Source organism: Patescibacteria group bacterium, assembly GCA_018819405.1.
Taxonomy (GTDB): Bacteria; Patescibacteriota; Patescibacteriia; order UBA1558; family GWA2-36-10; genus XYD1-37-29.
Genome location: JAHJQF010000001.1, coordinates 379,296 through 405,355, shown reverse-complemented (window position 1 = coordinate 405,355; position 26,060 = coordinate 379,296). Strand labels below are relative to the sequence as shown.

The 26,060-nt window shown below is 36.7% G+C and carries 28 protein-coding genes; 9 read left to right on the top strand and 19 right to left on the bottom strand.

Annotation, left to right across the window (positions count from 1 at the left end):
* The first annotated feature begins 297 nt into the window (after nt 1-297).
* From rny to KKH39_02095, 4 genes are read left to right on the top strand one after another with little or no spacing between them, the layout of a single operon-like run.
* Entirely contained in the window at nt 298-1,812 is a 1,515-nt protein-coding gene (gene rny / locus KKH39_02110) for a ribonuclease Y (GenBank protein ID MBU1202817.1), read from the top strand.
* Nucleotides 1,802-2,608, top strand: coding sequence for a YmdB family metallophosphoesterase (locus KKH39_02105; GenBank protein ID MBU1202816.1), 807 nt, complete (start codon nt 1,802-1,804; stop codon nt 2,606-2,608). The genes rny and KKH39_02105 overlap by 11 nt, the downstream gene beginning before the upstream one ends.
* 4 nt (nt 2,609-2,612) lie before the next feature.
* On the top strand, nt 2,613-2,891 hold the full coding sequence (locus tag KKH39_02100) for an HU family DNA-binding protein (GenBank protein ID MBU1202815.1): 279 nt from the start codon (nt 2,613-2,615) through the stop codon (nt 2,889-2,891).
* Nucleotides 2,892-3,560 carry a phosphohydrolase gene (locus KKH39_02095; protein ID MBU1202814.1) on the top strand — a complete coding sequence of 223 codons (669 nt, stop codon included), beginning with the start codon at nt 2,892-2,894 and terminating at the stop codon, nt 3,558-3,560.
* A 2-nt stretch (nt 3,561-3,562) separates the two neighbouring features.
* On the opposite strand, the gene KKH39_02090 is transcribed toward KKH39_02095, so the two are convergent.
* Nucleotides 3,563-4,408, bottom strand: a complete 846-nt coding sequence (locus tag KKH39_02090; protein MBU1202813.1) for a C39 family peptidase — start codon at nt 4,406-4,408, stop codon at nt 3,563-3,565.
* A 147-nt stretch (nt 4,409-4,555) separates the two neighbouring features.
* On the opposite strand from KKH39_02090, the gene KKH39_02085 reads away from it, so the two are divergent.
* The gene (locus KKH39_02085) at nt 4,556-4,756 is read left to right on the top strand and encodes a hypothetical protein (GenBank protein ID MBU1202812.1); all 201 of its coding nucleotides are present in this window, start codon (nt 4,556-4,558) and stop codon (nt 4,754-4,756) included.
* An 86-nt stretch (nt 4,757-4,842) separates the two neighbouring features.
* On the opposite strand, the gene KKH39_02080 is transcribed toward KKH39_02085, so the two are convergent.
* From KKH39_02080 to rpsO, 8 genes are all read right to left on the bottom strand, one after another.
* Complete coding sequence (locus KKH39_02080; protein ID MBU1202811.1) at nt 4,843-5,022, bottom strand: hypothetical protein; 180 nt, start codon at nt 5,020-5,022, stop codon at nt 4,843-4,845.
* 204 nt (nt 5,023-5,226) lie between these two features.
* Nucleotides 5,227-6,918, bottom strand: a complete 1,692-nt coding sequence (locus tag KKH39_02075; GenBank protein ID MBU1202810.1) for a glycosyltransferase family 39 protein — start codon at nt 6,916-6,918, stop codon at nt 5,227-5,229.
* 34 nt (nt 6,919-6,952) lie between these two features.
* Nucleotides 6,953-8,476: a YifB family Mg chelatase-like AAA ATPase gene (locus KKH39_02070; GenBank protein ID MBU1202809.1), complete on the bottom strand. Its 1,524-nt coding sequence runs from the start codon at nt 8,474-8,476 to the stop codon at nt 6,953-6,955.
* 222 nt (nt 8,477-8,698) lie between these two features.
* Nucleotides 8,699-9,205, bottom strand: coding sequence for a signal peptidase II (locus KKH39_02065; GenBank protein MBU1202808.1), 507 nt, complete (start codon nt 9,203-9,205; stop codon nt 8,699-8,701).
* Nucleotides 9,206-9,562 (bottom strand): TraR/DksA C4-type zinc finger protein, encoded by a 357-nt coding sequence (locus tag KKH39_02060; protein MBU1202807.1) that lies wholly within the window; start codon nt 9,560-9,562, stop codon nt 9,206-9,208.
* A 662-nt stretch (nt 9,563-10,224) separates the two neighbouring features.
* Entirely contained in the window at nt 10,225-11,583 is a 1,359-nt protein-coding gene (locus KKH39_02055; protein ID MBU1202806.1) for a hypothetical protein, read from the bottom strand.
* Nucleotides 11,584-11,602: 19 nt separating this feature from the next.
* The gene (locus tag KKH39_02050; protein MBU1202805.1) at nt 11,603-13,810 is read right to left on the bottom strand and encodes a polyribonucleotide nucleotidyltransferase; all 2,208 of its coding nucleotides are present in this window, start codon (nt 13,808-13,810) and stop codon (nt 11,603-11,605) included.
* A 151-nt stretch (nt 13,811-13,961) separates the two neighbouring features.
* The gene (rpsO, locus tag KKH39_02045; GenBank protein MBU1202804.1) at nt 13,962-14,309 is read right to left on the bottom strand and encodes a 30S ribosomal protein S15; all 348 of its coding nucleotides are present in this window, start codon (nt 14,307-14,309) and stop codon (nt 13,962-13,964) included.
* Nucleotides 14,310-14,614: 305 nt separating this feature from the next.
* Between rpsO and KKH39_02040 the strand changes: the two genes are divergently transcribed.
* The 3 genes from KKH39_02040 (at nt 14,615) to KKH39_02030 (ending at nt 16,657) form a co-directional block, all read left to right on the top strand.
* Nucleotides 14,615-15,418, top strand: coding sequence for a tyrosine-type recombinase/integrase (locus KKH39_02040; GenBank protein MBU1202803.1), 804 nt, complete (start codon nt 14,615-14,617; stop codon nt 15,416-15,418).
* Nucleotides 15,419-15,492: 74 nt separating this feature from the next.
* Nucleotides 15,493-15,936, top strand: coding sequence for a hypothetical protein (locus KKH39_02035; protein MBU1202802.1), 444 nt, complete (start codon nt 15,493-15,495; stop codon nt 15,934-15,936).
* 91 nt (nt 15,937-16,027) lie between these two features.
* Nucleotides 16,028-16,657, top strand: a complete 630-nt coding sequence (locus KKH39_02030; GenBank protein ID MBU1202801.1) for a phosphoribosyltransferase — start codon at nt 16,028-16,030, stop codon at nt 16,655-16,657.
* A gap of 31 nt (nt 16,658-16,688) precedes the next feature.
* Here KKH39_02030 and KKH39_02025 read toward each other — a convergent pair whose 3' ends face one another.
* Nucleotides 16,689-17,099, bottom strand: a complete 411-nt coding sequence (locus tag KKH39_02025) for a hypothetical protein (GenBank protein MBU1202800.1) — start codon at nt 17,097-17,099, stop codon at nt 16,689-16,691.
* Nucleotides 17,100-17,139: 40 nt separating this feature from the next.
* Entirely contained in the window at nt 17,140-17,574 is a 435-nt protein-coding gene (locus KKH39_02020) for a pyrimidine dimer DNA glycosylase/endonuclease V (protein MBU1202799.1), read from the bottom strand.
* Nucleotides 17,575-17,942: 368 nt separating this feature from the next.
* Between KKH39_02020 and KKH39_02015 the strand changes: the two genes are divergently transcribed.
* Nucleotides 17,943-18,770, top strand: a complete 828-nt coding sequence (locus tag KKH39_02015; protein MBU1202798.1) for a hypothetical protein — start codon at nt 17,943-17,945, stop codon at nt 18,768-18,770.
* 57 nt (nt 18,771-18,827) lie between these two features.
* Here the strand turns inward: KKH39_02015 and KKH39_02010 are convergent, their stop codons facing one another.
* From KKH39_02010 to KKH39_01975, 8 genes are all read right to left on the bottom strand, one after another.
* The gene (locus tag KKH39_02010) at nt 18,828-19,616 is read right to left on the bottom strand and encodes a hypothetical protein (protein ID MBU1202797.1); all 789 of its coding nucleotides are present in this window, start codon (nt 19,614-19,616) and stop codon (nt 18,828-18,830) included.
* A gap of 135 nt (nt 19,617-19,751) precedes the next feature.
* Nucleotides 19,752-19,940: a hypothetical protein gene (locus KKH39_02005; protein MBU1202796.1), complete on the bottom strand. Its 189-nt coding sequence runs from the start codon at nt 19,938-19,940 to the stop codon at nt 19,752-19,754.
* Between the two features lie 9 nt (nt 19,941-19,949).
* Nucleotides 19,950-20,888 (bottom strand): AAA family ATPase, encoded by a 939-nt coding sequence (locus KKH39_02000; protein MBU1202795.1) that lies wholly within the window; start codon nt 20,886-20,888, stop codon nt 19,950-19,952.
* 40 nt (nt 20,889-20,928) lie between these two features.
* Nucleotides 20,929-21,879: a hypothetical protein gene (locus tag KKH39_01995; protein MBU1202794.1), complete on the bottom strand. Its 951-nt coding sequence runs from the start codon at nt 21,877-21,879 to the stop codon at nt 20,929-20,931.
* Nucleotides 21,879-22,427 (bottom strand): prepilin-type N-terminal cleavage/methylation domain-containing protein, encoded by a 549-nt coding sequence (locus KKH39_01990; GenBank protein ID MBU1202793.1) that lies wholly within the window; start codon nt 22,425-22,427, stop codon nt 21,879-21,881. The genes KKH39_01995 and KKH39_01990 overlap by 1 nt, the downstream gene beginning before the upstream one ends.
* Nucleotides 22,424-24,328 carry a hypothetical protein gene (locus KKH39_01985; protein MBU1202792.1) on the bottom strand — a complete coding sequence of 635 codons (1,905 nt, stop codon included), beginning with the start codon at nt 24,326-24,328 and terminating at the stop codon, nt 22,424-22,426. The genes KKH39_01990 and KKH39_01985 overlap by 4 nt, the downstream gene beginning before the upstream one ends.
* A gap of 2 nt (nt 24,329-24,330) precedes the next feature.
* Nucleotides 24,331-24,807 carry a hypothetical protein gene (locus KKH39_01980; protein ID MBU1202791.1) on the bottom strand — a complete coding sequence of 159 codons (477 nt, stop codon included), beginning with the start codon at nt 24,805-24,807 and terminating at the stop codon, nt 24,331-24,333.
* Between the two features lie 8 nt (nt 24,808-24,815).
* On the bottom strand, nt 24,816-26,057 hold the full coding sequence (locus tag KKH39_01975) for a type II secretion system F family protein (protein MBU1202790.1): 1,242 nt from the start codon (nt 26,055-26,057) through the stop codon (nt 24,816-24,818).
* Nucleotides 26,058-26,060: the final 3 nt, after the last annotated feature.

Below are 26,060 nucleotides of genomic sequence, written 5' to 3'. Positions count from 1 at the left end.
GCCTTTTATGGTAATCTCACCAGTGAGGATTAAAAAATAGTGCCAAATATATAGAAAATAAGGCAAAATCCTCCAATTTTAACAAATTAATTTACTGTTTGGTTCAACATCACTGAAGAGACTACACTCTCAAACTATTCTGAATTTTAAACATATTTTTGGGATAATAACCTCAATGTCTAATAGCAAAATTAGAATCTCATATAAACAATTTTTACTCTAAACGAACACAAATCTCGGGTTATTTTTATCTCTCTATAGAAAAACTAAAACAGTAAACCGGAAAGTCACTATAAAATGGAAATCGTATGGTATTTAGCTGCCGCGCTTGTGGGTATAGTTTTTGGATTTTTCATCAAAAAATTTCTAGCTAGCCGAGATATTGAATCAGCCGAAAGAAAAGCTGAAGATATTATAATGAGCGCCAAGCAAAAAGCCAAAGATGCCCTTTTGGAATCAAAAGAGCAGTCTTTGAAAATTATAGAAGAAGCAAAAAATGAAGAAAGAGAAAGACGAAACAGTCTTCATGATTTGGAAGATAGATTGACCAAAAGAGAAGGTCTGTTTGACAAAAAATTGATGGATTTGGAAGAAGATAAACAAAAAATAAATAACACAAAAAGCCAATTGGAAAAAAATAAGGAGGAAATCAAAAAAATCAAAGATGAACAAATGGCTAAACTGGAAAAAATAGCCAACCTGACTCAAGACGAGGCCAAAGAAGTACTCATCAAAAATACTGAGGTTAAAATGAAAGATGATTTGCTCCAAAGAATGCGCAAGTTAGAAGAACAAGGCACCGATGAGCTTGAATCAAGGGCCAGAGAAATCTTGTCTACTGTTATTGAACGCTGTGCCGCTCCTCATACTGTAGAAACCACTACTACTGCCGTGAATTTACCAAATGAAGAAATGAAAGGCCGCATCATTGGTCGTGAAGGCAGAAACATTAAAACTATCGAGCAGTTGACTGGTGTGGAAATTATTATTGACGATACTCCAGAATCAATCCTGATATCTGCTTTCAATCCCATCAGACGTCAACTAGCCAAAAGGACTCTGGAAAAGCTTATGGCTGATGGACGCATCCACCCAGGAAGAATTGAAGAGACTGTCCAGCAGGCCAAAAAAGAGCTGGCTATTGATATCAAAAAAACTGGCGAAGAGGCTGCTTATCAAGCTGGTGTAGTAGGATTGGATAGTAAACTTATCCAAATATTAGGTCGCTTAAAATACAGAACTAGCTACGGACAAAATCAATTACAACACGCTCTGGAGGTTTCCCACTTATCAGGTCTTTTGGCTGCCGAGTTAAAAGCTGATGTTAATGTATGTAAAAAAGGTGGTTTGCTCCATGACATTGGTAAAGCGCTGGACCATGAAATACAAGGCTCACATCCTGATATTGGTTATGACCTTATGAAAAAATTTGGTCTACCGGAAGAAGTGGCCTATATGTCTGTCTCCCATCATGAAGATCACCCAAAAACACTGGAAGGCGTAGTTGTCAAAATTGCTGATGCAATCTCAGGCTCACGTCCCGGCGCTCGCCGTGATTCATTTGAAGAATATATCCAAAGATTGACTGAGTTAGAAGATACTGCCAAGTCTTTTGAAGGAGTAGATAAAGTATATGCCATCCAGGCTGGACGTGAAATCAGAGTCTTTGTCTCCCCTGATGTCATAGACGACTACAAGGCTGAAAAACTAGCCCGTGATATTGCCAATAAAATTGAAAATGATTTAAAATATCCAGGTGAAATTAGAGTAACTATTATTAGAGAGAAAAGGATTACTGAGTATGCCAGATAAAACAAAAATCATTTTCCTAGGCGATATCTCAGGTGTCTTGGGTAGAGAAGGTGTCAAAAAGATAGTGCCTCAGTGGAAAGAAAAATACAATCCCGATATTTTTATCGGCAATATTGAAAATATAGCCCACAACAAAGGTGTTACCATAAAAACCATTGAAGAAGTGGCCAATGCTGGCGTTAGTATTTTTACTGGCGGTAATCATATTTGGAAAAAATATGATATTGGACAACTGGCTATGGAAACTGACTACAAAATAGCCACAGCTATCAATGACTCTCGTACACCAGATAAATACCGCTATCAAAGTGTAGAAGTAAATGGCACAAATCTAATAGTTATCAATCTACAAGGCCAAACTTTTATCCAATATGAGGATGAGCAGATTGCCAATCCTTTTATCAAAATTGATGAGTTTTTAAATGAGCTACCCAAAGATGCCAATATCATTATTGATATGCACGCTGAGGCAACCAGTGATAAAAGAGCTATGGGCTTATATTTGGACGGTCGCATATCAGCTATTGTTGGTACCCACACTCACGTGCCCACAGCTGATGCTCAAATTTTGCCAAACGGCACAGGCTATTTAACTGATATTGGCATGATAGGAGCTTATCCCTCTGTGCTTGGTATTAAAAAAGAAATAATCATCCAAAAATTTCTCACTGACGAAAAGATTGTCCATGATTTGCCAAGAACTGGTCAAATTGAGGTAAATGCAGTATTATTAGAAATAGATAATAAAACACACAAAACAACTCACATTGAGCTTTTAAGAGAAATAATAAATTAATCATATGAATAAAGCCCAACTCATCGAAAGCGTAGCCATCAAAGCAGGAGTCAGCAAAAAAGAAGCTGAGGATGTGCTTCAGGCTCTTGAAGATTTGGCTATTGAGAGACTCAAGGAAGGCAAAGAATTGACTCTCACCGGATTTGGCACTTTTTCAGCTAGAAAAAGACATGCTAGGTTTGGAGTCAATCCTCGCAATCCAAAAGAAAGGATTCAAATTCCTGAAGTCGTTGTGCCAAAGTTCAAAGCTGGCAAAACTCTAAAAGACGCTTTAAAAAAATAAATGAAACCAACTCTCAAAGAGGTCAAGGCTGATCTACGGATCAACGCCTTTATTGACCAAACTGATAAATACCTCAGATCTTTAGGTTACACCGATCATGGCCGCCGTCACCTAGACATTGTCAGTGACCGATCAAGAATGATTGCCACCAAAATCGGTTTATCAAAAAATGACCAAGAGATAGCCGCTATATCCGGCTGGTGTCATGATATGGGAAATTTTTTAGGACGTACCCAGCATCATTATTGGGCGGCTATTTTATTTTCTCAATGTTTTCTAAATACTACTGATAAACCCGAGAATATAGCCAAAATTTCTCAGGCTATCGTAGCTCATGACAAAGACGACCTAAAGATAATAGATGCTACTACCGCCTGCCTGATTATTGCTGACAAATCAGACGTGCACAGAAACAGAGTAAAAACCAAAAATATCAACGATATAAAAGCTGACATTCACGATAGGGTAAACTATGCTGTAACAGATAATCATCTCAAAATAGATAAACAAAAAAAGACAATTACTTTATCTTTGAAGCTGGATACTAATTTTACCTGTATTATGGATTACTTCTCTATTTTTGTAGAACGCATGAACTATTGTCAAAAAGCCGCCGCTTATCTAAAATACAAATTTCATCTAGAAATAAATAACACTAAATTAGCTTAGTTTCAATAAATAACTAAAGCCCTTTTCGGACCAGTTGCCTGGCCCGTTTTTGCATCCCAGTCGGCAATGGAATAAAGCATATTTTCAAAAGTATAAATAAAATTATGACCTAGTCTGGTACCAGGATCGTTGGTGATAAAATGTCCGTCTTTATAACCCTTTATAACCAACATATGATAGACCGGCCCGCCGTTGCTAAAATTGGGATTGTCCAATAACTTGCCATTGGCAGGAACAACCAATGGCAATCCCCTATTCAAATAACTGATGATTTTTTCTACGCTCAAATCCTCTACTATTTCGTATTTTTCATAACCCAAATAATTTTTGGCAAAATAAGCCAATTCTGAAATATCCATGTCTATTTCCCCGTCCATATTTTGGCTCTGCCAATCAATCATATCTTTTAAAATATTTTCTACTTCCGTAACTGACGGCATGGACTTTCCTTGCACATAATAATCAGCCATTAGTATTGCCGCTTCTTCACAAGCATCCTGAAAAGGTTGTTCCCAATTGGCAGTCGGCGCTTGAGAAGTAAAAGGCACATTCAGATTTATGCTGGTTACAGGCAAGGGATTTTGATTTTGATTATCCGTCAAGTCTGGTTTTTCGGGCTGTTCTACAACTTCATTGGTGTTGTTATTGACAATTAGCTCCTCTGGTTGAAAATTATCAACACTCTCATTATTAGTTGGATTTTGTTCAGCCAAATTTTTAAAATCTTTATAAGTCTGCGCTGGAGGTAAATCCAAATCAATATTTTCTTTGGACTTATCCCAATAATACCAAATGCCAAATGCTATCAACGCCAAAGCTACTAGTATAATTAAAAAATATTTTTTCATAATAGTGTCATCTTAGCAATAAATATGATTATTGACAAATAAATCAATAAATATTAAGCTGAGCTAAATAGCATCTTCCAGTATATTCCACTTAGCTCAGCAAAAGCTAAAAAACCAACCAACACTACTCTTCTGGAAAGGACAGCTATGAACGAGAACTTCCTGCTCCTCTACCTCAACATTATAGAGAAACCGAGTCGCTGGAACCTGGGAGCTGGCATCCACTTTGATGGCTACTCTTTCGACGGTGGCCAGAGTTGGTACATCCTAGTAGGCGACGAGCTCTTTGAAGAGCACGATCTGGAGCTGGCCATGTTTGTCAACTCCATGTGTGGCTGTGCCGGGTGACCCTAGGGTCACCCGGCTCATTTTTTTTGTTCAAAAAAAGGACCGGCGTGAGCCAGTCCTTGGAAATGGGGTTTCCAAACAGTATCTTAGATACCATTTGGAAATTCGTAAGGAGCTCCAGTAGCCATCGCGCTGGCTGTATCATTAGCCATCACCAAGATGGTGGTGAAAAGCTGTATGACTAACTGGTAAATTCCTGGAGCAAACATCTTGAACAAGATGATCAAAAATATGAAGTTGAAAAATCCATACAAAGCACGGAACATATTTTTGTCGTTTAGGCTACAAAGCCTGGGAGAATATTTTTGAAGATTCGACTATCCTCGCAGGCCATCAAATTGCCCAAGTTTATTCTCTCCAGGGCACTCTAGTTTGAAAAAACTCCAGCTAAGTGCGCTGAAGAGAATCTAAGGTTTTCAAATAACCCTATACTGTATGTATATATTATAGTTTGACTTATGTCAAATTTTTTAGTTGTTTATATAAAAATGGTAAATTTTATAAATAACCTCACCTTTATAATCTTTAATTTCTCTATCAGGATTAATACCACTTTTTTCCAAATTATCTTTTATCAGATTCATTTGATCAATATAATTTTGACTTTTATTACTACGAGATTCGTCATCTATGACATAAACAAAATAAAACTCATTGATATCCAAAAATTTATTGAAATAAGCAAATACATCAGATACTCCCGCCTGCTTCATAGCCGGCTCAATGTCCTGAAAATAAAATAAAGGCGCCTTATAATATAACATGTAACGATTGATATACCAGACTCTAGCAAACCAATCCAGCCTTTCATCAAAAAGCATTATTTTATTTCCCTCCAGACTAACAGACCGCAAGTCTTTATAGGTATCTAGCTTGACTTTTTTATTACTTATATAAATATTTTCTTTAATATATTTTTCTAGCTCTATAAAACCTCGATTATAAAAACGGTACCCAGAATAAGTCAGCCACAAAGGTCCAACTGGTTTTCTCAACACATTGGTATTTATATTATAAAAAATCTCTGCTAAAGCAAATATAATAAAAATAAATATTAGAAAATAGTTTAAAAATTTCTTATTTCTTACCAAAATAAATAATCTATATAAAAACCAAGCGGCTAAGATTGCCAAAAAAGGATTAATTATAGAAAGTAATCTAGGCGGTGCTCCGGAAAAAGAAAACATGAGAATTATCATCACTATATTTATAGCCAAAAAATTCTGCCAATACCTTGTTTGCCTTCTGGTAACTTTAATTAGTAAAAATATGAAAGACAAAGCGTAGACCAAGACCAAAGGCAGGGAACTGCTTCGAAATATAACCACCATGATCGAACCTAAATTTTTCAAAATACTAGCATTGACCCCCCGCTCAGCTATCACATCATAATCCTGAGGATGCATACCGACCATTGATGATAAAGCCGCGTCAAAATGCCCCTTTGTTTTAAAAACAAAAATATTATAAATAATTATTGGGGTTAGTAATATCAGACCTGATAATATAGCCAAATAAAAATGTTTATTTTTAAAAATTTTTCTTTCAAATATGACCAGATAAGCCAAAGCTGAAGGAATAAGAAATATAGAGGTGTATTTTGATAATATAGCCAAAGCTATAAATATAGAAAATAGATAAAAATGTTTATTTTTCTTAGTTTTTATGAATAAAATGAATAAGAAAAAAGCTAAAATAATAAATAAAACTTCTGCCCCTTCCAAATATCCTGTACGAGCTGCCCAAACACTATATGAAGAAATAGAAAATATCAAGCTGGCTATGATAGCTATACTCTGGTTAGCTGTTTTCTTTAGGAAATAATAAAGAAAAAATGTTACTAATATAGACGATAATAAAAAAGGGAATAAAACACCCAATGAGCTTGGCCCAATTAGTTTTATAGATAAATATTGGATAGCCATTATCAAAGGCGGTAAATCATGAAAAGACAATAGGCTCCACCAAGGCCTAAAACCAAACCAAACAATCGGCGAAGTCTGACCATCACCTACTAAAAAATCTAGCCAGCCATAGGCCCTAAAAGCATTGATAGACAAATCATTGGTAATATCATTAGCCAAAATATTCCAAAAACGGAGCAAAGCTCCAAAAAATATAACAATGATTAATACCCAAGGGGATTTCAATAAATCTTTCATACATCATATATTCTAGCGGAAAATATCAATCTACTCAATCCCCAAAAATTTTACTCCGATATTGTAAAGCCTCCAAGATATGATGATCTTCTATATCATCCCGCGCTTCCAAATCAGCAATAGTCCTGGCTGTTTTTATAATTTTAAAATATGCTCTGGCTGATAAATTCATTTTTCTAGCCGCTTGCCGCAAAATATCTTGGCTAGACAGAGACAAGGCACAAAAATTTTTTATATCCTTACTATCCATATTAGCATTGAGACTAAAATTATTTGGGCCAAATCTACTCGCCTGTATTTTTCTAGCTTTCATGACTCTACTTTTTATATCTTCAGACCTTTCTGCTAGTTTGGTATCTATAGCTAATTTCTGAGTCTGCACTTTATTGACAAAAAAATGCAAATCTATTCTATCAAGCACTGGACCGGACAATCTTTTTTGATATTTTTTGACGTCATAATCACTACAACTACATTCTTTTTCCTGATCAGTTAAAAATCCGCAAGGACAAGGATTGGCGGTGGCTAGTAAAATAAAATTCGCCGGAAAATCAAAGCTACCTTTTACTCTGGAGACAGTAATTACTTTATCCTCCAAAGGTTGACGTAAGGCCTCTAATATCTGACGAGGAAATTCTAATATCTCATCCAAAAATAAGACATTATTATGAGCTAGACTTATTTCTCCTGGTCGCGGCCAAGAGCCTCCACCTACTATAGCCGAAACAGAGGCCGAATGATGCGGCGCCCGCACAATCCGTGAGTCAATCAAATACCTGTCATTAGAAAGTAAGCCGGCTAAAGAAAAAATCTTACTGGTTTCTAAAGCTTCTTCCAAACTAGGCTCTGGTAAAATTGATAAAAATGCCTTCGAAAGCATTGTCTTACCAGCTCCGGGTGGACCAACCATTAGTATATTATGCCCGCCGGCGGCGGCAATCTCCATTACTCGCTTAGCTTGTTCTTGTCCGTGTATATCACAAAAATCTACAGACGCTTTGGCTGTTGTCGGTAAAAAATCTATTTTTTCAATGGCTTGTATTTTTTGTCGACCACTTAAATGCTCCACCAAATCCTCTAATTTTTTAACCGCATAAATATCAATGCCCTCAATAATAGCGACTTCTCTGGCATTTTGATAAGGTAAATAAACTTGTCTAAAGCCCATGTCTTTAAGACTTGTTGCCATTACCAAAGCTCCTGGTATAGGCTTTAGCTCACCGGACAGCGCCAGCTCTCCTATAAAAGCACTCTTGTCATCAATACTTGATAAAATACCGCCAGCTTGTAAAACACTAATAGCTATTGGTAGGTCATATGACCCTCCCTCTTTGCGAATCTGAGCTGGTGATAAGTTGATTACAACTTTTTGACGAGGGAAATTAAGCCCACTATTTTCAATAGCTGCCCAAACACGCTCTTTAGCTTCTTGGACAGCCGCATCAGGTAAACCCACTACAATTATTTTAGGCAAATGCCTAGATAAATTAGCTTCCACCTCGACCAGTACTCCTTTAAGACCCAAAGGGGCAATTGTAAAAATTTTTTTTGATCCCATTAGTATTATAATAATAAACCATAGCAATAATTTATACTCCCAAAAATAAAGGACTAAATTGCTAACAAGATAAATATAAAAAATCACTTTTCATAACCCAAGAAAAGTGACTTAAAAATTAATTTTTAGCCTACCCAACCCCCGAAGGGCAAACAAAAAACCAACCGTGCCAATCCCGCAGAGCGGGACACTCTCAAATCACTTTTCTTGGATATCAATATCTTAATACTCCGATTTTTTTTTGTCAACCTGCCCGCGCCTTGAGTCTGAGTCCCAAGCCTCGCCTTGGAATCGAAGACCAGTCGCTAGGGATTTTTGCTTTGGCTGATAAAACCAGCTATGCCAAAGTATCCAGACTACTGCCAATGATATATAAATATCTGAAACATTAAAAACTGTAAAAAATGGTACATTGATAAAATCTACTACACCGCCATAACGGAATCTATCCAACAAATTGCTGATTGATCCTATTATCAATATACCCCAAGGCCAAATCAAAATACTTTTTTCTTTGAAGCTCTTCAACCAAAAACTAAACAGTATTACCAAAATTAAAAATATAAGCGGATAGAGGATAAAATAAGTAAGTGGTAAAGAAAAGGCAATATATTTATTTATATGCAAACTAAGAAAACCACCTGCTAGAGATGGATTTTCTATAAAATAAAGTTTAGTTATTCTATCTAAAACAAATAAAGCTATTAAACTGGCAAAATATTTGATCATTTACAATGATTTCTTTTTGCAATCCATACAAGATGTGGCTGATGGGAAAGCCTCTAACCTTTCTGGCTTGATAGGTCCTCCACATTTCTCACACAGCCCATAATTACCCTCTTCTATTTTCTTAAGTGCCCTATTTACATTGTACAAAGAAACTTCCAATGTTTTTTCCAAAGATAAATTCTTTTCAAACATAGCTACCTCAGCAGCATTCTCGTCATCTTTGTCTCCCAAATCAACAAACTTAGCACTGTAATCATTATCAGCTACTTTGACCGCACCAGCTTCAAGTTCTTTTAAAATATCCTGTCTCCTCTGCTCTAATTCTGCTTTTCTTACTTCTATAAATTTTGCGTCCATTTTCATAGATTTATAATTAATAACCCTTTAAAAATACCCCTAAATATTAACAGATTGATAGGTAAAAATCAAGATTTTTTGGCAAATGAAAAAGGCGCACGTCCGGTGCCCAAATTGTTGTTATGTGGCTGGTTGGTGCGCCTTTAGCGCTTATACATACGATTTGTCGAACTTTCTTTGTAAGTTAAAAATTGGCAAATACTATTTATGTAGAAGCGTTCTGTCAACGCTCATCCCTAACTCAGAGCACACCCGCTCTACCATCTTATGGATCTAATCTCCATTGTATGAATGAGGATTGTCCTTTTTGTTGTTTTTATTTTTGTTTTTGGAAGAAGGGTTAGGGCCTTCCAATTTATTGTTGATAAAACAGTAGAGAGGAAAGGATTGGTCACTAAATTGTAAATTAATGCTCAGTCCTTTAATTGACGATGTAAACGATCAGTTATGAACATATTAAGTATATCATATCTAGAGCTTTTAGTCAACGGCGTATATTAGCTAATTTTAGATAAAAAAATAATATATTAAAATATAATTTGACAAATAGCCAAAAAAATATTTCAAAATATCAACAACTTATCCACACCGTAGAAATTCACTTCGTTCATTCTACGGTGCAAGCAATAAATTTTCATATATTACAGTAAAGAGGTGCCTATTTATAGACAAAATTGCAAACCAGCATGACTAGCAGTGTAATATGACAAAGCCCATAGCTTATTTACGCCTTTATTGCTCAAATATTCCTTAATTTGGTCATTATCCAGCTTATTAGTGTCTAAATATATAAAATCACTTACTTGACCTGCTTCTGGCTGACAATTGAGCCATAAATTGCTCAGCGGCTGACTAAGCTCTATAATCTCCCAAACAAAAGCCTCGTTACTGCTCAGATAGTTAATGCCCGCCTCTTGATAAACAAAAACATTAGACACCTGAAAATATGTTTTGTCCTTATAGCTATATTCTATCTTATTGGGATTATCATTGGCCAAGAGCTCAATATATAGAGTACCGTCAGATAAGGTATTTTTTTGTTCCTTCACCTGATAATAATCTACTAAATCTAAAATAATAGCTGAGCTATCAAGCGGAGTGGCAATCAACCAAGCACCATCTCTTTGAAATATCACTCCTCCACTCAAGATAGCCTGCTCAATAGACTGTGAATTTAGATTATAATAAGGCAGGCTAGAAAATATTAAACGAATAAGATCATTTTCTAAAGAGTTTTTAATGCCTTGAGGGGTATATTTGGAAAATGCCAAGACAAAATCTGGCTTGAGTGGACTTTTGTACTGAAAAAAAGAACTATCACGAGGTATAGGACTAGTACCATAGAGATTGATGACTAATCCATTGTCTTCTTTTCTATAAAAATTGGCGTAAGCATCGCCTGATTCAAAAATAGAAAATAAATATGGTATCAAATCATTCAAAAATTCTGGTAAATGACCAAGTTGCCAATACATATCAATACCCTGAGAGCCCTGAGACCTTGAAGTAGCTATTTCGTCTTTATATTCTTTAGATAAAAATTCATTATAAACTTCTAGCGAATAAGAAACCAATAAAATATCATTGTCAGCCTGAAAAAAATACATATTGGAATGGTCATTTTGTATTTGTGTCAGACTTTTCTTTTGTAAATGACTAAATCTAATCAGATAACTGTCACTATCTGACTGATCAGTCCTAAACCAGACTATTTCTCGGGCATTTAAAAAGCTGGCGCCCAACAAATTCTCCAAACTCTTTACTTTGTCAGTGGCTACCGAACTATCAAAGATTTTAAAATCTTCCAAAATATCCTGATAAAATACTTTTTTATCTGTAAAATGATAATAAAAATTTGTATCCGCTGGCAAATAAGAAAACAGTGGTCGATATTCTTTCTTTGGCAAAAAATTTACTAGCACAAAAAATAAAGCTATCAAAAACAAAAGGCCGATCAGACCAAAGATGATCTTATTATCTGCCTTTTGTTCTCTTTTGTGAACTAATTTTAGAAAATCCACAAAAAACTATAGTTAAAAATTATTTTTTGAAGAATTTTGGTCTACGCGGACTAGATTTAAAATCTTTTTTTGGCTCTTGGTAGCCCTCTGGCTTTGGCAATAGATCTTTGATAGAAAGACTTACTCTATTTTTTTCTTTATCAACATCCATTACCTTGACTTTGACCATATCACCAATATTTATTACATCCGAAATCTTATTTATTCTCTCATAAGCAACTTGTGAGATATGGACCATACCGTCTTTACCTGGTAGCAATTCTACAATAGCTCCTATTTCACTACCATTATTTTTGTCAGTAACAATCTTTACTACCTTACCTTCATAGACTTCGCCAATTTCTAGCTCTTTGACAATATTGGCAATCCATTCTTGAGCTCTCTTGGCGCCATCAGCATCAGTAGAGGTAATCATCACCAATCCGTCTTGTTCAATATCAATACTAACACCGCAAGCATCAATAATCTCATTTATAATTTTACCACCCGAGCCAATAACATCCCTGATTTTTTCAGGATCAATACGCATGGTAGTAATTCTAGGAGCATAAGGAGACAAATCTGCCCTTGGCTCACTGATAGCCTGCTTCATCACATCCAAAATTTTCAATCTAGCCTCTTTAGCTTTATTCAAAGCTTGTTCAACTATATCATAGCTGATTCCTCCGAGTTTTATATCGAGCTGAATAGCTGTAATACCATCTCTAGTACCAGCCACTTTAAAATCCATATGACCAGCATGATCTTCAATGCCTTGAATATCGGTCAAAATTTCATACTTGTTTTTGTCATCATCGTCAAGGACAAGACCCATGGCAATTCCAGCCACTGGCTTGGAGATCGGCACACCAGCATCCATCAAAGAAAGCGTGGATCCACAAACTGAAGCTTGTGATGAAGACCCATTTGAGCCCAAAACTTCAGAAACAACTCTGATAGTGTAGGGGAAATCTTCGTCTTTTGGTAAAACAGGTATTAGAGCTTTTTCGGCTAAAGCACCATGGCCTATCTCACGACGACCCGGGCCTCTCAAAGGCTTTACTTCACCGACTGAATAACCAGGGAAGTTGTAATGGTGCATATATTTTTTGGTGCCTGACTCCTCCATGGTGTCTAGGGTCTGTTCATCTCCCGGCGAACCCAAAGTAACTACTGAAAGTACTTGTGTTTCACCACGAGAAAACAATCCACTGCCATGAGTACGAGGTAACAATCCTACTTCAGCAGATAGTTCTCTGATTTCATCAAATTTTCTATTGTCGGGTCTTTTCTTATCTTCTAAAACTAATTTTTTAAAAGCCTTGGTAAGCTCTTCATCAATCATAGCTACGCCCATAGCTCTCATGTCTTTGGATACTTCATTATCCTCTTTTAGAGCTTCATTCACCTTTTCAGTAACAGCTTCAATAGCAGCTTTCATTTTGGATTTGTCAGGATTAAAACAGTCTGCCAAATCATGAGAAGCCAAAACTGAATTTACTTTGGCCTTGACCTTGCCACGTATTTCTTCATTTTCAGAATCTAATTCTGCTACTTGCTTTGAAACACCGATTTTTTTGACTATTTCCTCTATAAATTCTAAAACTTTCTTAACGTGCTTGCCGGCAAAGCTAATACCTTCAAACATATCAGCTTCATTGGTCTCTTTGGCACCAGCTTCAATCATAATCACCTCATCTTTTGAGCCGCTGACAAAAAGATCCAAATCACTTTTGGTTTTAGCCTCAACACTAGGGTTCAAAACCCATTCACCATTTATACGCCCAAGCTGAACACCAGCCAGTGGCCCGCTCCAAGGAATAGGTGAAATTCCTAAAGCCACAGAAGTAGCTACCATAGATGGAAAGTCAGGATCATTGACACCATCGTAAGACAAAACTGTCACTACTACCTGCACATCATTTCTGTCGCTTTCTTTAAAAAGCGGTCTAATAGAACGATCAATTAATCGGGCAGTAAGTACTGCGTCATCGGTAGCTCGGCCTTCACGTTTGATAAAACGTGAGCCTTTTATTTTTCCCGCTGCATACATTTTTTCTTCATAATCAACCATAAGCGGAAAATAATCTACCCCCTCTCTAGCTTGTCCTGAAGTAACAGCTGTAGCCAAAACCACTGTCTCACCATAAGTGACAGTACAGGCTCCATGAGCCTGTTTGGCCAGTTTACCGATTTCTACGACCAGCTCTTTACCGGCCACCTCGGTCTTAAATTGTTGAACTTGCATATCATGCTCCTTTATCACTGACATTGAGCTGATATGGCAAACCCCAGACAGCTAAACCTAACTATCTAATGCTTACCTATCAACCCTCGATCAGTTTAATTATTATTAAACTATAAGCCCCGAAGCCGAGAGCTCCGGGGCTTTTTATATTTTATTCTTTTTCTGACTCTTCTTCTGTTTCTTCTTCTGGCAATTCTGGAACTTCTTCCAAAATATCATATCTCTCTCTTTTGGCCATTTTCAAACTCAGAGCTTTGATGATTTTGCTAAATCTCTTTTCATCTTCGCGCTCCAAATAACGAAGTAATTTGTGACGCAAAGATACTTTAGCCAATAATCCGCGACGTGATGAAAAATCTTTTTTGTGTTCACGAAGATGTTTGGTCAATTCTTTTATCTCTTCAGTAAGAATTGCAATCTGCACCTCAGCCGAACCAGTATCGCTTTTATGAGTTTTATACTTCTCAATCAGCTTTTGCTTCTTTTTTTTATCTAACATAAATTGTCCTTTCTCCTACATCCTAGTAAGGCCTCTAGTTAGTTGTCAGGCCAAACCAAGAACTAGGAAATTAATTAATTATCTGGGCTTAGACTAACATTTTTCAAGGACAAAGTCAAGATGCTATAATAAGACAAGCTAATTATATACGTGTCGTAATATGCTAAACCCCGCACCATTTTTTGACGGAAAAAATGGTGCGGGGTAAAATATAAATACCCACCCAATTAAACCGATTTAGAAATCTAGCTTCTAATGAGTTTAAAAATTTATGATATAGGGGGTGCAAATAATAAAACAAATATATGTCGACTACTAAAATTTCTAACGGGGTAAATGAATACAAAAAATACTTAAAATCTCTCGCCTTAGCCCCTAGTACTATAAAAAGCTATCTTTGGAATTTGGAAAAATTCCTAGTTTGGCTTGGGGAAGAAAAAATCACCGAAAAAAACCTTAAATTATATTTTATATATTTAACTAGAAAATATCAAAGAGTAAATACTGTCAATCTACGCCTAAAAATTGTAAATAACTATCTTAAATTTTTAAATAAAAGATTTCAATTTGATCTTCTCTCTGATCAAGATGCGCCAATCAAAATATTAAATAATGAACAACTTCAGGTATTTTTAGATAAACCTCTGACAAAAAAAGGATTGATAGCCCTGCGTGATAAAGCAATATTAGAGATTTTATATTACAGCGGATTAAAAGTCGGACAATTATGCCAGTTGCGCCTTGATCAAATAGATCAAATAAAAAAAGAAATTATTATCAATCCCAAAAAACATATTCTTATAAAACCTATAACCTGGTTTCATCTTGATAAATACATAAACCAAAGGCTAGATAACAATCAATATTTATTTATAAATTTTGATAGATCAAATAAAAGTAAAAATGAGCATTTAAGTGTCCGCTCAATTGAAAGGCTGATTTCTAAATATGCCATAGGTATTGATCCGCCAGTAATTATCAACCCCCAAATACTAAGAAACACTTTGGCTCACCGATTAAAATCTGAAGGTGCTGAAAGTACCCATATAAAAAAAGCTCTGCATTTTGAAACAAAAGTAGCAGCAAAAAATTACCTCAAAAGACTTTAGTTGACACCAGATAAAATATGTAATAATTTTATTGAGTAAAGTACAATCACACAAGCGTCAAAAGGAGGGAAATCATGGAAAATTCGCCCTGGTATTTAGCCCATTTGTGGGTCATAGGCATCCAAGTCATCGCCTTTCTGCCTTACCTGATAGCCAGTGTCCGATTTTACCAAAATAAAGGGCATTTCATGCTCTGGCTGACAATAGGCATTTGCCTGGACATCGTCATGGCTGTATCCGCTTCCTCAGGATCTCTACCACGAATGAACTCGACAGACCAAGCGCCATGGCACAGCCTGCTGTTTATCACTCATATCAGCCTGGCTGGCATTGGTTTATTTGGCTTCTTCTCCCTCTTTTTGTTTCTGATAGCCAAAGGAACAAAAAGAGAATACCCACGTCTGAGAAAATTCCAATTCAAGTTCCTGCTGACCTGCTGGATTATCGGCGTGGGCATTGCCCTAGTCAATTTTGCCAGCAAAGTCATCTTTGACATCCGGCTGTACGATTTGATTTGAGCCACCGCGGATTTCTTACTAAAGAAATCCGCGGTTTTCATTTTGGACAAATAAGGCTCATAAGTGTATTATAAAAATATAACACAAATATATGTTTTTCCGAGACCGCCAAGACGCCGGCCAAAAATTGGCTGAAAAATTGGCAAAATTTAAAAATAAAAAAGATACTATCATTATCGGCTTGCCTCGAGGCGGTATCATAGTAGCCGGCCAAGTAGCAAAAACCCTCAACTTGCCGCTTGATATTGTAATACCAAGAAAAATCAGCGCTCCTCAAAACCCAGAATTTGCTATAGGAGCTATCTCCGAAGATGGATACTCGGTATTTGACCAGGATATAATCATTCAAGAGGGTATAAACAAGAAATACCTTGAAGAGGAAATCACCAAAGAAAAAAAAGAAGCCCAGAGAAGACTAAAGCTATACCGCGGTCACCGAACTCCCTTAGATTTAAAATATAAAACCGCTATAATAATTGATGACGGCATAGCTACCGGCTCTACTATGCAAGCCGCTATATTATCTGTTAAAAATAAAAAGGCCAAACATATAATATTGGCTGTTCCAGTATTACCCAAAGAATCCTTAGAAAAATTTCAAACTTTATCCGAAGAATTATTTTATGTACACTTACCTCATCTTTTTATGGCTATTGGTAATTTTTATGCTGACTTCCGACAGATTACTGACCAAGAAGTAATAGAACAATTAAACAAATAAAAAACAGCCTCGAAATATGAGGCTGTTTTTGTTATTCTCTAAAATCTCCTATATAAAAACCCTCCAAAAATCCACGAGCCTTATCAGAGTGAGGTGTACCAGATCCCATGGGTCTAGTTTCATAAAGCTCAGTAGCATCAATACCACAACCTTCCAGTATGGCATCACCACCGCCATGATTGCCACCAGCGATAAAGCTGGTCACATCATAAACCTTGCCACTAATAAGGAGCCAACAATCGTCAGCATTATTATGTTGGGCGATCTCTGCCATGTCATATTGAGTGGCCATCAGCCCGTCTTCTTCTATATTTTCCATGTTTTCCTCTTGGTTTTGATTTACAAAAGTTTGATCATTTGTGACCAAAGGATTTTTTTTCAAACAGCCACCTGTCAAAAGCACTGTAGCCAACAAAATTGGCGCTAAAATATATGTTTTCATATATATACTATTTATTAATTATTAATTTTTGTATTATATACTAAAAAGATAATTTTTCCCAGGCTTCAATATCTCCCTCTACAACATAAAATATTGGATGTGTCTGAGCCTTATTTGGATGAGGTAAAACTCGGATAAAATGAGGTGATCTAATTTTTAGTTTATGAGTTAGATGATCTAACTCATAAATAATCTGCCCTCTGGTAACCGGTAATTTTTTTGTCGGGATAAAATTCTCTATTTTTGACTGATCAAAATTGTAACCACGAATATTCGCCTCCTGCCAAATAAAATTGAGATAATGATTGATGAGATTTAAAGGGTCATCACTTTGTTTAAAGCGTTCTAATTGTGGATGTTTTGTATACCCTTTAGTTTGACCTTTTAAAACTTTTTTGGCTAAAAGGCTTTCGCGCCAAAGAGCCAAAAGACCCTTGGTATCCAAATAGCTAGGGTGTATACTCCAAAGTCTCATAATAAAATTATATCATTTATTTGAAAAAATAAAAAATTGACAAAAGGTCTGATTTAGTTTTATATAAAGGCGCAAGTAATGAAGCCAACACACGGACTTCACTAGTCCTTTACATGAACAGGGAGGCAAAAATGGCACACTCCGAAGAAATCCTGATGCTCTGCGGACGCGGAGACACCAACCACCTGGCCCAAAAAATCATTGACGCTGTCAATATACGCCGGATCAAATAAGTACCACTCAGCCTGTCCCACACCGATTTCGGTTGGTGGCCGGACAGTGAGCCTGACTTCTGTTTTGACCGCTGGGAAGACATCGCCGGCAAGCACGCAGTACTCTTTCTGAGCACCCACAAACCACACCTAGTCTTGGAGCTTTTGATCCTCATCCGAGCGATCAAGAAAAAGTACGGCGCCAAGAGTCTGACCGTTGTTCAGCCCTTTATGGCTTTTCGACGACAGGATCATCCGGAGATCCCCGAAGAATTTGACCTCAACCTCTGGTTCATGGAGAACATCAAGGCCAACGGAGCAGACCGTATGCTTGTCTGCGACATCCATTCCGAAAGAACAATGCTCAACTGCCAGCAAGTCGGCCTGGAGACCTACCACGTCAAACCTACACCGTTGTACATAGCGGCTCTCAAGTCCAGCCTGACCAAGGCCAAGGAACTCGACAAAGAATTCAAGATTCTGTCCCCGGACAAAGGTTCACTCTTGAGGGCAGTAGCCATTGCTAAGTCACTGGACGTACCGGTGCTCCTGAGCTTGAAAAAGCGCAAAGAAACCGGCAACATTGTCACCAATGTTGAACCCACACCGCAAGACCTGACTTTCATCGAAAAGATAAGCCAGGAATATGGAGTTGAAATCCAACTCATCAACTCGGAAACCGTCAAGGACGCCTACATCATCATGCGGGAAGATGAGCTCGATACCGGTGGTACTGCCGCTGACACCTGCCGCGACCTGTTGCGAGCCGAGGCTTTCCAGGTAGAGCTGGTCGCCACCCACATGAAGTGTTCGCCCCCCTGGAAAAGAAGGGTTGGTCGCAAAAGGACCAGTCCTTTCACCCGAGTCCTGGCTGGAGACACTATCCATCGTTCTTACGAAAACCAGACTGGCGGTCTGGTGGAAAATGTCTCAGTAGCTACGGTCATCGCTGAAAAGCTGACCGAGATTCTCGATAGCCTGTAAAACAAAACCTGCGGCGCGCCAAAGCGCGCCGCAGGTCTATTTTTTATTTATAAAATATTATTGTGCTGGAGTAGTGGTAGCTATATCATTAGTAGTAGGTACATTAAAATGGAAATTATACAAAAATTTTATATACATAGGCCAATCTTGACTTCCGATAGTGTGCAAAAAAGTAATCTTAAATAACTGCCCGTCTTTTACAAAATAATAATAATCTGCCCCATCAGAATCAACTGTCTGTGGCTGAATAACATGTAGTGTTTCTATACCTCCATCAATACCAATAACCCTAGTCTCATAAGATCCAATACTATCTTCCAACCATTCCTGTAAATTGACCCCCACCTCCGGATGATAATCAACGGTGTCAAAATGTGAGATACTAATCCTTGGCCAGCGTTCTCCATCTTGCAAAGGTCCCACAAACTCTACAAACTCGTCTAAATTATTGGCAATAATTTCTGTGTTATCTGGATACAAAACTGTATAACCAAATTTTTTATTTTCATATATTTGCCAATCTACAGAGTCTACAATACTATCAGGTGTTTTAACTACTGGAATTGTCTGATTTTGATTAGAATTTTCAACTACCGAGCACTCTTCTTCCCAAGTGCGCAAACATTTATTTTTTGTCTCGCACCAAGAATAGCCTGCCGATATAAGACAGCCATACTCATCCTTATCACCGCCAATTAAAGGTTGGTTATCAAGTTGTTCTTCTACTATATTACTATTGTTTTGATTATAAAGATCCTGATTATTTTGACAGCTGGCTCCCATTAGCAAAATACCACTAAAAATAGCCAAAAACCCTACAAAAAATCTAAATTTAGAGAAAAACATACATTTATACTTTAAATTATTATTCCTCCTAATTACTATTAATTATTTGCTTTTTAAATATTTTTGTCAAACCCCATTAAAAAAAAATTTAACAGGGTAAATAAAAAAAGAACCCTGCCAGAGTCTTATTTTTTATTATTTTTTAAGATAATTTTGTGTTTCCATACCAATATCGTGACTGGCTATTTGTTGCCCAAGAGCACTCATACCCCTGGCTATAAGAGCGACCAAAAAAGCCATACTAAAAACCGACAAAAGCATCATGACTGCCAACAGTGTTTTGGTTTTTATAGAAATGGCCTGAATTATTTTTACTTCACTCATAATATAACTTTATTTAAAATCTTTTAAAACATCGCTAAGGTCTTTATTTGTGATTGTGATGGTTTTGTTATTGTCAACATGATCAAGTCTTGCCTTGGCCGATACTTCATCCATTATATCAATAGCCTTGTCAGGAAAAACTCTGTTTTTTATTTTAGCCGAATAAGAAACTATATTTTCTATTATTTTATCGCTGATAATAACATTGTGATAATCCTCATAATCTTTACGCAGTGCCTTGAGCATAGAAATAGTTTTTTCAGCACTAGGCTCTTCTACTAAAATTGCTTCAAAACGTCTAGTCAAAGCGGCGTCTTTTAAAATAAATTCTTTAAACTCTTTGGTGGTAGTAGTTCCTACCATCTGCAGATCGCCACGTGCCAAAGGAGATTTTATAATATCGTCAGCGTCAATAGCTCCTTCCACGCCACCGGCTTGAACTATAGTATGAATCTCATCAATAAAAACTATTACCTGTTTTTCCAAACTTATAATGGCATCAATCAAAGCCTTGAAACGGTCTTCAAACTCACCTCTATATTTTGTGCCCGCCAAAACTGATGATATATCCAATTTAAGAACTGTCTTACCCAAAAGAGACTGCGGAACCCTAGCTTGAGAAATGGCCATAGCCAAACCTTCTACAATGGCTGTTTTACCAATACCGGCTTTGCCATACAAAATAACATTATTTTTTTTTCGTCGTGATAATATTTGAATCAGTCTTTTTATCTCATGGTCCCTGCCCACTACCGGATCAATTTTGCTTTCTATAGCAAGCTGAGTGAGATTGGTTGTAAATTTTTCTATGACTGGCTGAAAAATTTTGGTCTTACCAAAAAAATTTGACTGACCATATTTTTTGTCCTGATTACTCTTTAATAAATAAACACCCACTAAAATCAGCAGGATTATATTATAAAATAAATATTTATCAAATACTTCCATTTTTTATATTATATTTTTAACTGGGTTTATTATAGCACACCTATGGCACTAGTTCACTCCAATTACAGTTGGAAATATCCTGGTTACAAGTATATCTTACTTTTCTGGTGGCTTTGGTAGTAGAAGCAGTCGACTCTATATGAGAATTACAAGTCAAATCATCACCACAACCTTCTGGCCAAGGAGTAATAACCAAATTGGTATCCTCAAAATAAAAACTAAAGCCTGATTCTACGGTGTGGCGTTCAGCAAAATATATGTCTACTATACTATCGCCGGCTGATAAAAATATAGTGCCTGTTTTTATATTAGCAGCGTGAGTGCCACTATTATTTACTATTACTATATCATCCAATAAAACCCAAGAATCGTCGTCTGATGCTAAATAGTATCTATAATCACTATCAGCTGGTGCTGTCACCTTTGCTCGCCAGTGCATACCAAAATGGTAATCATGCAAAAACCCCTCTTTGTTTTCGTAAATAGTCCCATCATAGGGAAACCACATACTGGTCAGAAAATCAATATTGGCATCAACCTGCTCGTGTGTTTTATAAATATCCCAATACCAATCATGATCAAGTGGACTAGGAGTTGGCCCGGGATAAGGATTGACCTCCATATCAGGATGAGTGACAGAATAATTAAAATATTCAGCCCACCAACCTGACCCTGGTGTAAATTGACACTCCGGAATCGGCATACATTCTCCAGGCATATCAAAAAACTCACTAGAAGCTACAATACCCCCTACATTTATACTACGAAAATCAAAATTAGTATGCTCTTTTCTAAGTTGCATCATTGCCTCTCCTACTCCCGATTCGGCAGCATAAAAATCCTGCATAGAATCCACAAAAGATATCAAGCTCTCCCTAGTGTTTATAGAAATAAATAAAATTGACAAAACTACCGAAAACATACCAGTCGCTACTACCAGAGTGGCTATCAAAGCCACTGCCCCATTTTGTGATTTTATTTTATTGTTCATCAACGGATACTTATAAAGGTATTAAAAGTTTTCTGCAAATAGCCATGTCTATAACTACTATTGCCCGTGGTCAAAGTAAAGGTAATATTTATACCCTGATTTGCTTGCCCATAGGCATCGGAAATAGGCGTCAGCGTTAGATCGCTGACTATTACTTTATTTGAGTTTAAAACCATCGCCGTGGCTGTAGATTGATCAGGAAAACCAGCTCCCACATCATGCGTCTCTCTGTATACCAAATCATTTCCCTCGGCATCTATACTAAAACGAATATCCGGCCATTCATAAAAATGAAATCCCTCAGGCAGTGGACTAGCATCTTGGATACTGTCTACATTATGAATCCTATTCATCAAAAAATTGGTAATAAAACGGGCATTGTTATGAACTAAATATGATGCCTGAAACTGCCTTTTGATATTGAAAATACTCATTACCATACTGCTTATTATCAAAATAAGCATGCTGGAAATAAAAATATAAAGTAAAGTTTCTATAAAAGTAAAACCTTTTTGATCTTTTTTTATTTTGTTATTTTTCAAAATCATGGATAAGTAGAATAACTAATAAATACCTCCTCTACCACAGGCACTTGCCACTCCGAATCACTATCCAAAAATAATCTATATCTGATATATCTATCATCCTGATGGGCACTATAATTTATGTATTCTTGAATAGAATTTGTATAATAACTTGAGCTACTACCGTCTGGTCCGATAAAATTCCATGGGCCTGCTTCATTGTCTGAAGTAGCCAACTGAAAACGAATATCAGTACCACTTGGTTCAGTGCCTGTCCAGGCAATCCAATTGTAGGTTACTTGGTTGCTACCAGTATCAAAAGTGGAAGAATCCATAGTACCATAATCTGCATACTCACAGTCTAATACATCGGTAGATATAATAAAAAATTCACCAGTATTTCCAGATGTTGCCGCGTATATGACAGAACAATTGGCACTCATACCCAAAACATAGCCATTCAAATCAAAACCGGAAATTTCATTTATAGTTTCGGGAAAGCTGATATCTAAGACCACTAATTCTTGATCTAAAAAGTTTGTGCCCACCAAAGCATATGGACCGACTATAGCAAATGAATGTATGGTTTCATCAACGGCGTAACTTCCCAAAAGACTGGGGTTAGCTGGATTAGTCACATCAATTACAAAAAACTCCGCCCCAGAACCATTGTTTTGAGTGGAAATAAAAGCTCTGCTACCCCTGACATTTACGTCCGTTCCTTTCAAAGAACCTGGCAAGTCATATTGACCAACAGCTGACAAATTAGCTGGATTAGTCACATCCATTATTTGAAGCTCCTTATTGTCATCTTCAGTTGCTATATAAACATAGCTTTCTGATAAAAATAATTCTCTAGCCTGATCATCTACGCTTATTCTATCAAGATATCGAATATCAGTGGGATCAGTAATGTCAAAAGAGTATAGATAATCTCCCTGGACAACATAGGCTTTGCTTTCATCTACCATGACATCCAGAGCATTACTATTTCCGCTCATATCATAATAATCTGCAATAAATGGGCTACTTGGGTTAGACACATCTATTACTTGGAATTCACGATAGTTGGAATCAGTAGCAATATAAGCATAATTATCTTGCACAAAAACTGACTTTACTGCTGCGCCAATATCCATAGATGAAATCAAAGTGGGACTAGAAATATCACTGACATCTAAAATATAAAATTCACTGCCATAACTATTATTTTCTGTCACCAAATAGGCTATATCATTTATTTCATATACATCATTATCATCAAAATTTCCCGGTGTATCATAAGTAGAGGTAGTATTGGCATAGCTCCAATCTATAAATCCGGCCTTTAAAGTAACAATACCCGGTATTGAATTATCAATACCTGAATCTTTAAAAGAAAACTTAGTTTCATCACTCCACAGCTCCTGGCCATCTCCACCTACCCAGTCTGTCTGGTGCCAACGATCAGCTTTGAAACGATGCAAATATGTTTCTAGAGTCTGCGTTTCCTGATGGCCAGATTTACTATCCCAAACAACTATCACTTGAGCTTTTTTTGTATCAGGGTCAAGATAACCTCCACTACTTACTATTTCTCCATAACTATGACCATTAGAAATATTAGCTCTATATACATCACTGACTTCAATCTGCCTAGTATAAAACCCGTCCAAAAGCTGGCTACCAGAAGATAGTGTCCAACTGTCTCCAGTCAACTCTACAGAATATTGTCCAGTACTAATATCATCCCACGCCATCAGTTTGACTGCTTCCAGAGCTTCAGAGGCATAAAACATAGCTTGGGTTGTTTCTTCATTTAATTTTTTTACTTTATTATTTGAATTGCTGACACCCAAAATCAAAAAAACCATCACACTGACAAAAGATATGACGACCAATAATTCCATCAAAGAAAAACCTTCTGTTTTTTTATAATCAAACATAATCAATTTATTTGCCCTGGTGCTTCCACCTCAATAGTTTTTATCAAAGCTGGATCAGCAATAGGAGAAAGAGATATTATGCCAGTATTAATAGTCTGACCATCAAACTTACCAAATAAAACATCCGCCGTAGTGCTCCCTGCCCCATCATCAAAACTTCTATATGGTTCTAGAATTTCTACGCCCTCCAACTGCCAGCTCATATTATCCGGATCGTCTTCGTTATAAAAGTTTCCTTTAAATATTGTATAGCTATCAACTTCCAAATGGACTCCCCAAGGATTGCTCTTGGCGGCAGCTGTAGCCAACTGTTGTGCCCTAAATAGACTACTTTTTATTTCATCCCTGACATTATTGAGATGAATATTTTTTTGCCAAACCTGATAACCAGATGCTCCAAAACCAACTACCAAACCAACCAAACCCAAAACCATGATAACTTCTATTATTGAAAATCCTCCTTGATATTTTTTAAACATAATTTATATTATTCGGCAAAGCTAAGAGTGAGTTCATACATCGGACCAATGACTGATACCGCAATAAATCCGACCACTACACCTACTACCACCAACAAAATTGGCTCTAAAATAGTAGATAAATTACTCAAAATGTTGTTGACTCTATCTTCATAAAATTTGGAAATTTTGCCTAGGATTTCCTCCAGCTCACCAGTGGTCTCGCCTACCTGACACAATTGAGTCGATAAGGATGGAAATAAATCAGGCCTTTTAAGCATGGCTTTTTCTAGAGAAGTGCCTTTTTCCAATTCATCAGACATCTCTAACACTGCATTTTTAAATCTAATATTACCAAGTGTCTGGGCTGATATTTTCATAGAATTTACAATAGCCAATCCTGCTCCCAATAAAGCTTGTAAATTTCCAGCCCATCTAGTGAGCGACAACTCTCTGATTATCTTACCAATAAAAGGTATCTTGAGCATCATGCTGTGAAGGAAAAATTTTGGTTTTGGAAATTTAAATATAAATCTCATAGCCACTCCAAAAATAACCAAGCCACCCAAAGTATGCCAAGTATAATTTCTAATAAAACCATTTATCGCCTGTACTGCCCTCAAGACAAAAGGCAATTCTACATTGGCCGATTGAAAAAGACCAACTAGCTGAGGAAAAATAACTAAAGCCAAAAATATTGATACTGCAATAAGCGCCAACATGACAATGGACGGATACATGACAGCACTAATTACCTTGCCTTGTAGCTCCTTTTGTCTTTTTAGAATATCAGCCAAATTGCCAAAAGAATCCGCCAACATACCAGTACTCTCTCCTACTTCTACTGTGGCGATTATCATTTCCGGAAAAATCTTGGGATAATATTTCATACCTTTAGAAAGTGGCTGACCATTTTCTACATGGCGCTCAAGATAATCCAAAATATCCCTAAAATATTTATTTTTTATTTCTTGTTTTAGCGTCCTAAGAGCTGGAGCTAGAGCCAAACCAGCCCTCAACATAGTAGACATATTATCCATAAAAAGCATCTTGTCAGTCAGACTCACTCTACCTAAAATAAATCCCTTTTTATGAATCGGGGTTATTTCTTTATCCTCTTTCTTTGCAGTTTTAGAAGTAGGTTTTTTGGTATACAACTTAAAAGAAGTCATCTGCGGACTTACTTTAGTAAGCTCCCCGTCTTTCCTTAGATTATCTACAGAGACTCTGGTTTCAGAAATTTTATCATTTTGATTATTAATATATTCCATATT